Below are 13,563 nucleotides of genomic sequence, written 5' to 3'. Positions count from 1 at the left end.
CCCGGACACCAGCCATGACTGCTCCAAGCATTGCTGAAGCTTCCCGCACTCCCGGCACCCCTGCCGGGAGTGCGGGAAGCCGCTACCTCCGCCACCCATGGGTGGGATTCTCACTGCGCCGGCTCGGCGGGCTCCTGCTCTCCTTCGCCGTCCTAGTCATCGTGACGTTCCTGATTGTCCCGCTGATCCCCGGGGACCCGGCCGTCATCGCCGCCGGTGAAGGCGCCAACCCCGCCCAGATCGCCGCCGTTCGGGCAGAGCTGGGCCTCGACCTGCCCCTGCTCACGCAGTTCCTGAACTACGCCTCAGGCGTCCTGCGCCTGGACATGGGAGCCTCGTTTATCAGCGGCGAAAGCGTATCTGCCCTGATCTTCACGCGGTTCCCGTTCACCGCGGAGATCGCACTCCTGGCCATCGTGCTGGTGCTGGCCATTGCCGTGCCGCTGGGAATGACGGTGGCCATCCTGACCCGCGGCGGCCGGAACAGATGGCTGGACGCAGGCTTCAACTTCGTCACCAGCCTGATCTACTCCGTTCCCCAATATGTGGTGGCCACCCTGCTGGTGGTGGTCTTCGCCGTGACCCTTCGCTGGTTCCCTGCAGCCGGTGCGGCAACCCTGAACTCGCTGGTGTTGCCTACTGCGGCCCTGATGCTGGGGCCTGCGTGCGTGATTTCGCGGATCGTGCGGCGCGAAACAGCGGCGGTACTGGAGAAGGACTACATCCGCACGGCGCACGGCTGGCGGCTCAGCGTGCTGCGGACCAACGCACGCTACGTCCTGCCCAACCTGGTGACCACCACGCTGACCCTTTCGGGCCTGATCCTTGCCGCCCAGCTGGGGGGCGCCGTGGTGATTGAAACCGTGTTCGCCTGGCCCGGACTGGGGCAGGGAATCGTCAACGCGATTCTGCAGCGCGACTACCCCGTGATCCGCGGCATCATCCTGGTCCTCGGGCTGCTGGCCACCCTCATCATCATCCTGGTGGACCTCATCCTGGCCATCATCGACCCCCGCAACCTCGGAGGAACCACCCATGACGTCTAGGTTTACGGTCCGGGAGTTCTGGACTTCCGCCATGGTGACCGGCGCCGTGCTGATGATCGCCCTGATCCTCATCGCCGTCATTGCCCCGCTGACCCTGAAACAGGCCGCCGAGCAGCTGTCCCCCAACGCAGCCCAGGGACCCAGCGCCGCGCACTGGCTGGGCACCGACGACTTCGGCCGGGATCTGCTGGCCCGCGCCTTGGTGGCCACCCGGCTGACCCTGCTCATGACTGCCGGGGCAGCCGCGATCACGGTGCTCGCTGGCGTCGTGATTGGCCTTGCCATCTGGCTGTCCGGCCGGTGCATCCGGGAGGCTGCCCTGCGGGTCCTGGAAACCGCGGTGGCCTACCCCAGCCTGATCTTTGCACTGGTGATCGCGGCGGTGCTGGAGCCGGGAGTTTCCTCGGCGGTCATCGCGATCGGGATCGCCGGGATTCCCGGCTTCGCCCGGATCACAGCCAACCTGGCCTCGTCCGTCTCCAGCAGCGAGTACGTGATCACGGCCCGGCTCCTGGGCGTCAGCCCGGTCCGCATCGCCATACGGCACATGCTGCCCAACATGGCCGAGCCGCTGCTGATCCTCTCCGCCACCGTGTTTGCCCTGTCCCTGGTGGAGATCTCCGCCCTGTCCTTTATCGGGCTCGGCGTGCAGTCCCCGAACTATGATTTCGGCCGGCTCCTGAACGACAGCCTGGGCGCGCTGTACACGCAGCCGGTGGAAGCTGTGGGCCCGTCAATCATGATCGCGCTGACCGGACTGTCAGTCATGCTGATCGGTGATGCGCTCGCCGCCCACGCCGACCACAGGGCCAAACGAAGGTTCTTTCCCCGGGTCCTGCAGCGCAACCGCACCGTGCCCGTCCCGGCCGGCGACGCAGCGCTGGTGCGCGTGGAAAACCTGCGGATCAGCATCCCGGGCCGCCAGGAACTGGTGAAGGGCGTCTCCTTTGCCATCCACCCCGGCGAGGTGGTGGCGCTGGTGGGGGAGTCCGGCTCGGGGAAATCATTAACGGCCATGGCCATTGCCGGCCTGCCGTCGGAGGACCTCGCCGTCGAGGCGGACGTGCTGCGCGTAGCCGACATGAACATGCTGGCCGAACCCAACCAGTCACGGCTGGCCAAGGAAATCAGCATCGTCTACCAGGACCCCGGCACCACGTTCAACCCGTCCCTGCGCATGGGGTCCCAGCTGACCGAGGTCCTCCGCACCCATCTGGGTATGGGCGGCGCCAAGGCCCGAAAGGTCATCACCGAGGCGCTCGCCGCCGTCAACATCACCGAGCCGGCCAAGCGGCTCCGCCAGCACCCCTACGAACTCTCCGGCGGCATGCGCCAACGGGCCATGATTGCCGCGTCCATCGTCACCTCACCCACCCTGATCGTGGCGGATGAGCCGACGACGGCGCTGGACGTCACCGTGCAGGCGGAAGTTCTGCGCCAGTTCCGGCGCATCCACCGCGAGCAGGGGACGGCGATGCTGTTCATCTCGCATGACCTGGGTGTGGTGGAGGCGCTCTGCGACACCATCCTGGTGATGAAATCCGGAGAAATCGTCGAACGGCTCACGTCCGGACAGCTGGCCGCACGGAATGTCCACCACCACTACACCAAGGCATTGCTGGCCGCGATCCCCGTCCTGGATCTCGGCCGCATGCCGGCCACCGCAGGAGCTGACACACGATGAATCCACACACCAACCTTGCCGTCACGGAGGCGCCGACGGCGGCCGGGGCACCCCACGCCGCAGCGGTACGGAAGCTGAACGTCAGCTTTGGCTCCGCCCATGTCCTGAAGGACGTCACCCTGGCCGTTCCGGCGGGACGGGTGGTTGGCCTGGTGGGCGAGTCCGGGTCCGGGAAGTCCACGCTGGGCAAGACGCTGGTGGGAATCAACCGGCCCACCAGCGGCGAAGTGCTCATCGGCGACAAGGACTTCACCACGGTGCATGGCAAAGCCCGCCAGCAGATGCGCCGCGAAGTTCAGTACATTCCCCAGGATCCGTACTCCTCGCTCAGCCCGCGGCGCACCACGGGCCAGACGCTGGCCGAAGCCCTGGACCCGCGGGGAGCCGACCCCGTCAGGCACCGGGACGCCATCGCCGCCGCATTGGAGCGCGTCAAGCTGGACCCCTCCGCGGCGGACAAGTACCCGCACGAGTTCTCCGGCGGCCAGCGGCAACGGATCGCCATCGCCCGCGCGCTGATGCTGCAGCCAAAGCTGGTCATTGCCGACGAGATCACGTCGGCGCTGGACGTGTCCGTCCAGGCAGACATCATCCGACTGCTGCAGGGAATGCGCGGCACCGTGGACAGCGCCATGCTGTTCATCTCGCACAATCTGGCCGTGGTGCAGGAAGTCTGTGACGACGTGGTGGTGATGTTCCAGGGTCGCATCGTGGAACAGGGCACCATCGACGCCGTGTACCGCGACCCGCAGCACGAGTACACGCGCAAACTCCTGGCGTCCGTGCCCGGGTCCCCGGAATTCACGCTGGACTGACGTTCGCCCTGCTCAGTCGGCGTTATGCCGGAACGGCATGCAATTCCTGCAATATAGGTCATGGACGGCAGGTTGCCCAGCTCACATACTCGAAGGAAGCCAAACCACTTTTCAGTGGACTACCCGTTCATCCGAAGGGAACACACTGTGTCCGTCGCCCGAATCCTTGAAGACGCCCGCGAACTCCACGGCGATCTCGTCCAGTTGCGCCACGACCTCCACCGCCACCCGGAACTGGGCCTGGAACTGCCCCGCACCCAGGAGAAGGTGCTGGAGGCATTGTCCGACCTGCCGCTGGAAGTCACGCTGGGCAAGGGCCTCACTTCCGTGGGGGCCGTCCTGCGCGGCACCACCGGTGACCCGTCCGCCGTCGACCGCCCCACTGTCCTGCTCCGCGCCGACATGGATGCTTTACCGCTGCAGGAGGAAACCGGCGTCGACTTCGCGTCCACGACGCCGAACCGGATGCACGCCTGCGGCCACGACCTGCACACCTCCATGCTGGTGGGCGCCGCGCGGCTGCTGGCCGAGCGGCGGCACCAGCTGGCCGGCGACGTGGTCCTGATGTTCCAGCCGGCGGAGGAACAGCTGGCCGGGGCCCCAATGATGATCGAAGAAGGCATTCTCGAGTTGTCCGGCCGCCAGGCCGACGCGGCCTACGGGCTGCACGTTTTCAGCGCCGGCGGCAACACCGGCCGGTTCGAAACCAAGGCCGGAGTGATGATGTCCGCCGCGGACGCAGTCTTCGTCAAGGTCATCGGCCGGGGCGGGCACGGCTCGGCGCCGCACCAGGCAAAGGATCCCGTCCCGGTGATGGCCGAAATGATCCTGGGCCTCCAGCACATGGTCACGCGACAGTTCAACGCCCACGACCCCGTGGTGGTTTCCGTGGGCATGGTCAAGGCGGGTGAAGCCATCAACGTCATCCCGGACACCGCCGAATTCGGTGCCAGCTTGCGCATGTACTCGGACGAAGCCCGCACCAAGATGCAGTCGGCCATCCCGCGCCTGCTCAAGGGCATCGCATCAGCCCACGGGCTGGACGTGGACATCAACTACCACGTGGGCGGACGCGTCACTGTCACTGACGCGGCCCACACCGCCTTCGCCGCCGAGCAGATCCATGAGCTCTTCGGCGCCGAACGCCACCACAGCCTGCCCGCCCCGCTAGGCGGGTCCGAGGACTTCGCCGACGTTCTGGCCCGGGTACCGGGCAGCTTCATCTGCCTGGACGCCACCCCGCTTGGCGGCGGCCCGGACGCAGCCTTCAACCATTCACCCCGCGCCACGTTCGATGACAGCGTGCTGGTGGACGGAACCGCGCTGTACACCCAGCTCGCCCTAGCGCGGCTCGCCCAGCTCGCCGCCGCCTGACCCGGCCCTCCCGGCTCCCACCCAAGGAAACCCCATGACCCACGATTCAGCTACCCGCGCCCACGATCAGGTGGCCGAGGTTTCGGCCCACCCGAACCCCGCCACCGTCGCGCCCACCAAAGCAACTAAGGAGCAGCGGCAGACCCTTCTCGCCACCGGCATGGGCAACGCCCTGGAATGGTACGACTGGGGGATCTACTCAGCCTTCGCCATCTACTTTGCCACCGAGGTGTTCAACCCCAGGGACCCGCTGGCCGCACTCCTCGGCGCGATGGCCGTGTTCGCCGTCGGATTCGTCGCCCGGCCGGTGGGCGGATTCGTCTTCGGCTGGCTGGCGGACCACCTCGGCCGCCGCGCCTCCATGATCTCCACGGTGAGCCTGGCGTCCCTCGGGTCGCTCATGATTGGCTTGGTTCCCACGTACAGTGCCGCCGGAGCCTGGGCCGCGGTGGTGCTCCTGACGGCCCGCCTGCTGCAGGGACTGGCGCACGGCGGCGAGATGCCCTCGGCACAGACCTACATCGCGGAGTCCGCGCCCGCAGCGCGCCGCGGGCTGTGGTCCTCGCTGATCTATGTATCCGGGACCTCCGGCATCGTGATCGGCCTGCTTTTCGGCTACATCCTCAATCTGCTGCTGAGCAAGCAGGACATGCAGGCCTGGGGCTGGCGCATCCCCTTCATCATCGGAGCGGTGCTTGGCCTCTACACCCTTGTTGCCCGGTCCCGGATGAAGGAGACCGAAGCCTTTACCGCAGCTAAGGCCACTGTCTGCCCTCCGATCTGGCCCGAGATCCGCCGTAACTGGCGCTCGGCCGTCCGGGTGATCGGGCTGGGCATCGGTGCCACCGTCTGCTACTACGTGTGGTCCGTGAGTGCAGTCCAGCAGGCCGTCATCATCCACAAGATGGACCAGGGAACGGCGCTGCTGGCCAGCGTCTTAAGCAACGTCGTCCTGATCATCTCGCTTCCCTTCTGGGGCAAGTTCTCAGACCGCTTTGGCCGCCGCGCCAGCATGATGATCGGCACCGGTGCACCCATCGTGCTGTTCCCGCTGCTCGTCAACACCGTGGGCCAGAGTTTCTGGTCCCTGTTCCTTCCGGCCACCCTTATCCTGGTGCTGATGGGCGCCACCCTCGCCGTCACCCCGGCAGTCTTCGCCGAACTGTTCCCCACCCGGATCCGCACCGTGGGTGTGGCGGTGCCGTACGCGGTAGCCGTGGCCATCTTCGGCGGTACCGCACCGTACCTGCAGAGCTGGTCCAACGCAGTCTTCGGGCCCTCGGCCTTCACGATTTACGTGGTGGCACTGTTGGTCATCTCAACCCTGGTGGCCTGGAAACTTCCGGAAACCAGGGGCAAGGACCTCACGAAGTAGCCTCAGCATCCGGAGGCCCGTTTGTTTGCCGGAAAACCTTGCCTCGCATCTCTTCGAGCGGTTGCGCCCGAACTCGGCGGGGAGGCTGTTGTTTATCCCGACAAAGGACCGGATGTCCGCGACCCCTCACAGTACGACGGGTTCTAACGGAAGCCGTGTGGCTGCGAAGCCAATTTTGGCGTGGTCCTGTGCTGGCCTGCCGGACAGCTTACGAAACGCGTGAAGGACGTGTTGTTGCCGCTAAATGGTCCGTTGTCACTCCGGCGGGCGGCATCTCACCAAGAAACGAAAATGGGAGAACTCGCCCGGGATGTCCGCCGCCTACGTCATTGAATAAAGAACCCGCGCTTCCTCGGTGCGGGAGCGCGGTTGGCGTTTCGGGGTGCGGGAGGGTGAAGTTGGGTGTGGACACTGTCCTCCTATTGTTGTCAATGGTCGTTGAGCCACGTGGCCGCACAGGCTACCGGGGCCGGCTTCTCCAGCCTCAAGGGTCTGCGATCGCTGCGCGACGGCCTACGGCCGCCTTTGACCCCGGAGCCTCCGCGGCCCCGGTCTTGTAGCCAGCGCACGGGGCACGCCAAGCCCGCCCCCTGGCGCGCGGCGCTAGGCCAAGACTCGGGCCAACTCACAATGCGCAGTCTCTACGCTTTCAGGGGATTGAGAGTTGAGCCGGGTTTCGTAGCGTTTGTGGAAGTCGTTGTCGTGGGTGAGTCCGCGTTCGAGGCGGGACAGTGCGGTGGGCCAGACGTGGAGGGCGTCTGCGGCCTGTTGAAGGGTCAGCTGCTTGGCTGTGCGTGTTGCCCGGAGGGTTCCGGCGTCGGGGCCGGGGCGTGGGTGGAGAAGCTGGTCGTAGACTTCCCGGGCGACGTAGCTTTAGAGAGGCAGCGCATGATTTCCTTGGTGCTCTTGCCTTCCTGATGTCGCCTGGCCACATAGGCCCTGGTCCTGGCGTCGTACCTCATCCGCACGAGGACCACGCGGTGGATGGCTTTGTTGGCCTGCCGGTCGCCTGCCCGGCTGAGCCGATGACGCGAGGTCTTTCCCGATGATGCGGGGATCGGAGCGACGCCGACCAGTGCGGCGAACTTCGCTTCGGTAGTGACGCGCTCGGGGTTGTCTCCCACCGTCACGAGGAGCTGGCTGGCGACGTCGGTGCCAACGCCCTGTAGATCGCGCAGCATCGGTGCATGGAGGGCGAGGATGGCGTCGAGTTCGGCATCGATCAGTGCCAGCTCCTGGTGCAGGTGCCGGTAGCGGACGGCGAGCCGTTTCAGCACGGTCGCGGTGCTGGTCAGCGGCTCGGACGGCAGTCCGGCGGGCCGTGTCTTCTCCAGTGCAGCCATCAAAGCGGGACTGGTCATGGCCCGGTATCTGGCGCGGATTGTCTCCGGTGCGGTCACCAGGATCGCCCTGACCTGGGCCATCGCGGCGACCCGGGCCCGCATTGCCGTGGCGCGCTCAGCGCGCAACACCCGCAACGATTCCACCGCCCCGTCCCGGGATTTCGGGGTGGCGCCGGCGCGGCCGGCCAGCACCGATTCGGCGGCCTGATAGGCATCGAGCGGATCGGATTTTCCCTGCAGCCGACGGGCCTGCCGGTTCGGGCGCATCACCTCCACGACGTTAATGCCCTCACGGACGAGCACGCGTGAGAGCTCGGCCCCGTAGCTGCCGGTCCCTTCCACGCCCGCGGCGAGGACCGGACCGAACTCTGCGATGAACTCGATGATGCCCTGGTAGCCGGACCCCGCGGCAGGGAATTCCCTGTCGGCGACGTGCCGGCCGGTATCGGTGATGAGGGCGACGTGGTGGGTATCGGCGTGGGTATCGATCCCGGCGATGACTTTCAGATGTTCCTTTGCCATGATGAAACTGCCCTGACCTTTGCATGCGATGAGAAAAGGGCACGCCGGCCCGGGTGGGCAGACAAGACAGTAATGGGACTCTTCGGAACAGGCTCCTATAAGGTCATGTCCACCTGGCCGCCGCGTTTACTGCGGTCGTGTCGCGGCGGACAGATCAATGTCAAGACAAACCCCTCACAGGGCGTCAGCCACACTTGGAGCCACGCCGCGACACAACCAATTCCATCATTACTGTCCACACTTTTGGCTTCGGACGCGGTCGTACATCGGCCGGACTGGGCCGGATTGCCTATGTTTTCGGGAGTTCCCAGTATTTGCGAGGGCTGGAATGCAGTTCGAGTCCCACCTCGGGCACAGTGTTTCCGCAGGTCAGGGCCGTTTGGGGCTCTGACTGTGGACAAATGTTCACGTATGGGCCCCTTCGGGGGCCTTTTTTGGTGCCAGCTACTGTTGCCGGCTACCTCCTTCCTGAAGTGCGGCGGCTGGGTAAGGGGCTAGTTACTCTTCATGGTTTCCTCTGGCCTCCACGACATAACGCTGTGGATTTGGAGCGAGAAGGTCCCGGAGGAGTGGTACCGGCTGCCTGGCTGGTTCTTCATATCCATTCATTGCCTGCGTGTTGGATGACTACATGACGGAATGGTGAGACGCCGAGGTGGTGTCTGTGGAGAGGTGGTGTCTGTGGAGAGGTCGGTGTCAGGCCAAAGCGCGAGCGGGCGACCCCGAGGCTCTCCGCAAGCCGATAAGAACCTCTTATGTCTTGTTGTTGCCTCAGGCAACATTCTCGAACGTGGTGCTTACCTACACTTAACGCCCGCACCACTAGCGGTTAGGCCGCCTTCACCGGGCATTTCCTCGGGCGGGTATACGCGAAAGTACCAGGTCGGGTTGTACCGGAATTTTGGCCACCGGGGAGTGTCTGGAATGGGTTGCGGTATGGGACGCGCTGGCGCGACAGTTCGATGTTCTCCTTCGCACGCTTCACCGGCCACTGAATCCCGACCGCATGATTCAGGCGGCGTGGGAGCTTCTGGATCTGGGTGCGTAATTTTGACGGCGGTACTTGACCGTGACTGACGTCACTGCTTTACTAAATGAACCACATTCATTTATATCCGGGCACCACGGAACTGGACTCGCGTAAACCGCGACACCATGGGGAGTGGCACCGACGGCTTGCCACCGATTCCCAGCGCCTTGGTATCCAACAACGAGCTTTTGCTTCTACTCATGCCCTTCCCGCCGCTGACTCTCGGTGGCCTCTACGCTTAGGAAACCCATGAGCTCCGCTTTTGATACGCAGACCCCGACCGATGGGAACCATGCAGTCCGCCAAACCGGGATAACGGGTAACGGCTGGCGCCGGGTTCTAGGGGTTCCCTCACTGGTATTGCTGGGCCTGGTGTACATGGTGCCCCTCACAATATTCAGCACCTACGGAATTGTCGTCGAACTAACAGGCGGGCGCCTCTCAGCGGCATACGCCGCCGCTTTGGTTGTCATGCTGTTCACCGCCCGGTCATACGGTCGAATGGCCCAAGCCTTCCCGTTCGCTGGCTCCGCCTACACCTACGCCACAAGATCATTCGGCCCCGGTCTAGGTTTCATGGCCGGCTGGTCCCTGCTGCTTGACTATCTGCTGCTGCCGATGATCAATTACCTGCTAATAGGCATCTACCTTAACGCTGCTTTCCCGGCCGTCCCTGCATGGTTGTTCATGGTCGTTTCCATCGGCGCCGTGACCGCGCTGAACATCGTCGGGATTACAGCGGTAGCGAGGGCGAACTTTGTAGTCATCGGACTCCAGGCTCTTTTCATTGTGCTGTTCGTCGTACTCGCCTTCGCTTCCGTCACGGGTTCCGGCAAGGTTGATCTTCTTGCCCCTTTTACTGGAGTCGACGGCGCCGAAGGCTTTTCACCTATCCTGGCCGGCTCTGCAATCCTGTGCCTGTCGTACCTTGGATTTGACGCCATCTCGACATTCGCCGAAGAGGCTAAGAATCCGCGGCGCAGTATCCCCCGGGCCATCATGCTGACCACCGTCCTGGCCGGATTGATCTTCCTGGGACTGGCCTACATCAGCCACCTGTTGCTTCCAGTAGGCACCTTCTCCAATCCGGACTCCGCGGCAATCGACGTGGTAGGTACCGCAGGTGGCGACCTTCTTGTGGCGTTTTTCACCGCCGCATACATTGCGGGAAGCCTCGGGTCGGCACTGACCTCCCAAGCTTCGGTTTCGCGCATCATCTACTCCATGGGCCGTGACCGGGTCCTTCCCTCGGTCTTTGGACGCCTCCATCCGCGTCTGGGCACGCCAGTTGTTCCTATCGTCCTGACCTCGGCAGTAGCGCTGCTGGCCCTAGTTCTCGACCTGACAACCGTGTCCTCACTGATCAGCTTCGGCGCCCTGGTCGCCTTCTCTGTAGTCAATATGTCCGTTATCAAGCACTACTTCATCGATCAGAAGAATCGTGGACCGAAAGGCTTGATCCATAACCTCCTGCTACCGGGAACGGGATTTGTGCTGACGCTCTGGCTCTGGACAAGCTTGAGTGGACTGTCATTCTCTCTGGGTCTCGCCTGGGCTGGTCTGGGCCTGGCTTACCTGGCCTTCCTTACACGCGGATTCCGCCGTCCCACACCTCATCTACAACTTGAGGAAGCATAGGTGTCTGAAACAATGCAGCAACCCGAAGCTCAGCACAATCAGGAGTTCCCGTGGCTTTGACTCTCTTTACGGGCGGCACCATTGCACCCTCCGGCGTCTTACAGCGTCAGGAGGCCGAGACTGGCCCTCCTTTAACGGCGCTTGCAGTTCGGGATGGAATGATCGAAGCAGTGGGCGTTGAGGCACTCGCGCTGGCGTCCAGGGCAGATGAGACGGTGGACCTTGACGGCGGCTACCTATCGGCTTCATTCGCTGACGGCCACGCCCATCCCCTTCTCGGCGGGCTGGAAGAGATGGGCCCGCAAATCCGTTCCTGCACATCCGTGCCCGAAATCGCCGAAGCTGTCCGGAAATGGGCCAACGCACACCCGGCGGACGACTGGATTATCGGTGCCAGCTACGACGCAACCCTCGCACCGGACGGAGTGTTTGACGCCGAATGGCTTGACGCAGCGGTGCCGGACCGTCCGGTTCTGTTGAAGTCCTGGGACTATCACACGGTGTGGGTGAACTCCGCAGCCCTCCGCGCCGCCGGCATCGATCGCAGCACGCCCGAGCCGGCACTCGGCCGGATCGTGCGACGGCCGGATGGGTCTCCACGCGGCACCCTGATGGAAGCCGGCGCGATCGACCTTGTCCTCCGAGTCGCGCCCGGCTACAGCTTGGAGGACCGCGTAAACGCTTTGGAGTCCGCGACCGCACGATACGCCGCGGCTGGAGTGACATGGATCCAGGATGCCTGGGTGGAACTGGACGACGTTCCCGCATACCTGACCGCGGCCAGTGCCGGCCGGTTGAACGCCAGGATCAACCTCGCGTTCCGTGCCGATCCTCAAGATTGGACCAATCAACCCCCCGGGTTCGAAACGGCGCGGCGCCGGATCCGAGAGCTCGGTAGCCCCATGCTCACGGCCAACACGGTGAAGTTCTTTCTGGACGGCATCATCGAAAGCCGCACCGCCTTCATGCTGACCCCCTACACGGACGCCCCCGGGGAGGCCGGACTGCCCAATTGGCTACCCGAGGACCTGCACGACGCAATGGCGAGGTTTGACGCTCTCGGATTTCAGCTCCACCTGCACGCCATCGGCGATGCTGCCGTGCGCATGGCCCTGGACGCCCTCGAAGTAGTCCAGCGACGAAACGGACCCCGGGACCGCAGGCCGGTGATCGCACACCTGCAGGTTGTCGATCCGAACGACATTCCCCGCTTGGTAAAACTGGGCGCCGTGGCCAACTTTGAGCCGCTATGGGCCTGCGCTGACGACGTCATGCGCCTGCTGACCATTCCTCGGTTGGGCAACCCCCGCGCCCAGCTGCAATACCCCATCGCATCACTGGCGAAAGCCGGGGTCCCGCTCTCCTTCGGCAGCGACTGGCCCGTTACCGGGCACCATCCCCTCCCAGGGCTCGCAACGGCGGTCACGCGACAAACAGCCGATCACCTTCCCGCCGCCGGCTGGATACCCGACGAACGCGTAGATATTGAAACTGCACTGGCAGCGTACACTTCCGGGGTGTCCTATCAGGCCTTTGCTGAGCATGAATGGGGCACGCTCCGCCCCGGGATGCGCGCCGACATGGCCCTGCTCTCGGCCAACCCGATGCAGGTCCAAGACGACCGACTCGCTGACATCGAAGTCCTCGGAACTTGGTTAGCCGGTCGGCCAACTTACCTGCAGCGTAGCAGGGCAGAGAAGCTCCCGACGGGACCTAACTCCGTGACATAAGCGGAGCTCCCCGAGTAGGCACCGGCCCATCACCTCCGTGATGTCCAGGACAGTCCGGAAGAGGGCCAGGACAAGCCCGGCCGAGGCGATCCAGATGCTTGCAACTTGGAGCTGGAAAGAGCGCTCATTGCTCTGCTGTATAGCCACTGCTGCCTTCCTCCTTCAGATGGAGGATCATCATAGGTTCGGGGGCCGTCACCGACAGGTGCGCCGGGAAGCCAAGGCAGCCTATCCACAGGGCGCCGTCCGTCGGGGCCGAAGGGGCCGGGGAGTGTGGAAATGGGCACGCAACTAATCCACAGAAAGCAGCTGGCGTATCGTGGACTTCGGGCGTGTCCGCTAGCTTCGCGGCCGCACCTAACGTCTCTCGCAACTGTCCTTGATGACAGCCAGAGCAGTAGAACCCCGTTACCGAGCACGCGAGGATCGGTACTGGTGCTATTGCCAGCCCCAAGCTCCCATGCCAGACATCCCGGGAACGGTTCTTTCGTCCACGGCTCATCGCGGTTCGAGTGCAGCAAGAGAAATAGGATTACACCCGCCACAGTGAGCATCAGTTGCCTCATGGCACGATCATGTCAGTAGAAATGTGAGCCGATTACGCATAACTTTCTTTCTCGCGCCCATTGACACGATCAGTGACGCAACTAGCACTTTGCGGCATTCGGTGCTGATCACCGGCCTGGAGCGGAACCACCCGCTGTCCGGCCGTATCGGCCCTGGTCGAGGAAGCCAAGGCAACCGGCCGATGATCACCGATCACCCTTTCAACGAGAAGAAATCTCCCATGGATGGTAAGACCGGCATTAGCGTGGGACATGAGGACCTCCGTGGCCGTGAAGATGTCAGATACCTCCACTAAGCCCCGGAGGCCCTCCTCACTTCAAGACTGATGTCACCAACGTCATGGCCGAGTACAGCTAGCCTCCTGCAGGCCTGCCTCGTCCTTCGGTGTGCTGGCCCTCATCGCCGGAATTCTCGGCATGCATGTCACCACTGCAGACCA

8 protein-coding genes are annotated in these 13,563 nt (G+C 64.1%); 7 read left to right on the top strand and 1 reads right to left on the bottom strand.

Annotated features, from left to right (window positions below; all coding sequences use genetic code 11):
* Window positions 1-14: 14 nt before the first annotated feature.
* From J7I89_RS05715 to J7I89_RS05695, 5 genes are all read left to right on the top strand, one after another.
* Window positions 15-1,046 carry an ABC transporter permease gene (locus tag J7I89_RS05715; RefSeq protein WP_214968154.1) on the top strand — a complete coding sequence of 344 codons (1,032 nt, stop codon included), beginning with the start codon at window positions 15-17 and terminating at the stop codon, window positions 1,044-1,046.
* A complete protein-coding gene (locus tag J7I89_RS05710) occupies window positions 1,036-2,730 on the top strand; it encodes a dipeptide/oligopeptide/nickel ABC transporter permease/ATP-binding protein (RefSeq protein WP_214968152.1) in 1,695 nt (564 codons plus the stop codon). The genes J7I89_RS05715 and J7I89_RS05710 overlap by 11 nt, the downstream gene beginning before the upstream one ends.
* Window positions 2,727-3,545, top strand: coding sequence for an ABC transporter ATP-binding protein (locus tag J7I89_RS05705; RefSeq protein WP_214968150.1), 819 nt, complete (start codon window positions 2,727-2,729; stop codon window positions 3,543-3,545). Before J7I89_RS05710 ends, J7I89_RS05705 begins: the two co-directional genes overlap by 4 nt.
* 147 nt (window positions 3,546-3,692) lie before the next feature.
* Window positions 3,693-4,919, top strand: a complete 1,227-nt coding sequence (locus J7I89_RS05700) for a M20 family metallopeptidase (RefSeq protein ID WP_308159813.1) — start codon at window positions 3,693-3,695, stop codon at window positions 4,917-4,919.
* Window positions 4,920-4,953: 34 nt separating this feature from the next.
* On the top strand, window positions 4,954-6,294 hold the full coding sequence (locus J7I89_RS05695; protein WP_214968146.1) for an MFS transporter: 1,341 nt from the start codon (window positions 4,954-4,956) through the stop codon (window positions 6,292-6,294).
* Between the two features lie 776 nt (window positions 6,295-7,070).
* Here J7I89_RS05695 and J7I89_RS05690 read toward each other — a convergent pair.
* Window positions 7,071-8,159, bottom strand: coding sequence for an IS110 family transposase (locus J7I89_RS05690; protein ID WP_251044977.1), 1,089 nt, complete (start codon window positions 8,157-8,159; stop codon window positions 7,071-7,073).
* 1,279 nt (window positions 8,160-9,438) lie between these two features.
* On the opposite strand from J7I89_RS05690, the gene J7I89_RS05685 reads away from it, so the two are divergent.
* Both J7I89_RS05685 and J7I89_RS05680 read left to right on the top strand, forming a co-directional pair.
* The gene (locus tag J7I89_RS05685; protein ID WP_214968144.1) at window positions 9,439-10,827 is read left to right on the top strand and encodes an APC family permease; all 1,389 of its coding nucleotides are present in this window, start codon (window positions 9,439-9,441) and stop codon (window positions 10,825-10,827) included.
* Window positions 10,828-10,985: 158 nt separating this feature from the next.
* On the top strand, window positions 10,986-12,557 hold the full coding sequence (locus J7I89_RS05680) for an amidohydrolase (RefSeq protein ID WP_251044976.1): 1,572 nt from the start codon (window positions 10,986-10,988) through the stop codon (window positions 12,555-12,557).
* The last annotated feature ends 1,006 nt before the right edge of the window (window positions 12,558-13,563 follow it).

The sequence above is a fragment of the Arthrobacter sp. ISL-5 genome, assembly GCF_018613835.1.
Lineage (GTDB): Bacteria > Actinomycetota > Actinomycetes > Actinomycetales > Micrococcaceae > Arthrobacter.
The sequence above is the reverse complement of the archived record's forward strand: the minus strand, read 5'-3'. Positions and strand labels throughout refer to the sequence as shown.

Coding starts and splice junctions, on each gene's coding strand:
- J7I89_RS05715 (WP_214968154.1), top strand. CDS start 15: ATGACTGCTCCAAGCATTGCTGAAGCTTCCCGCACTCCCGGCACCCCT.
- J7I89_RS05695 (WP_214968146.1), top strand. CDS start 4,954: ATGACCCACGATTCAGCTACCCGCGCCCACGATCAGGTGGCCGAGGTT.
- J7I89_RS05705 (WP_214968150.1), top strand. CDS start 2,727: ATGAATCCACACACCAACCTTGCCGTCACGGAGGCGCCGACGGCGGCC.
- J7I89_RS05690 (WP_251044977.1), bottom strand. CDS start 8,159: ATGGCAAAGGAACATCTGAAAGTCATCGCCGGGATCGATACCCACGCC.
- J7I89_RS05685 (WP_214968144.1), top strand. CDS start 9,439: ATGAGCTCCGCTTTTGATACGCAGACCCCGACCGATGGGAACCATGCA.
- J7I89_RS05710 (WP_214968152.1), top strand. CDS start 1,036: ATGACGTCTAGGTTTACGGTCCGGGAGTTCTGGACTTCCGCCATGGTG.
- J7I89_RS05680 (WP_251044976.1), top strand. CDS start 10,986: ATGATCGAAGCAGTGGGCGTTGAGGCACTCGCGCTGGCGTCCAGGGCA.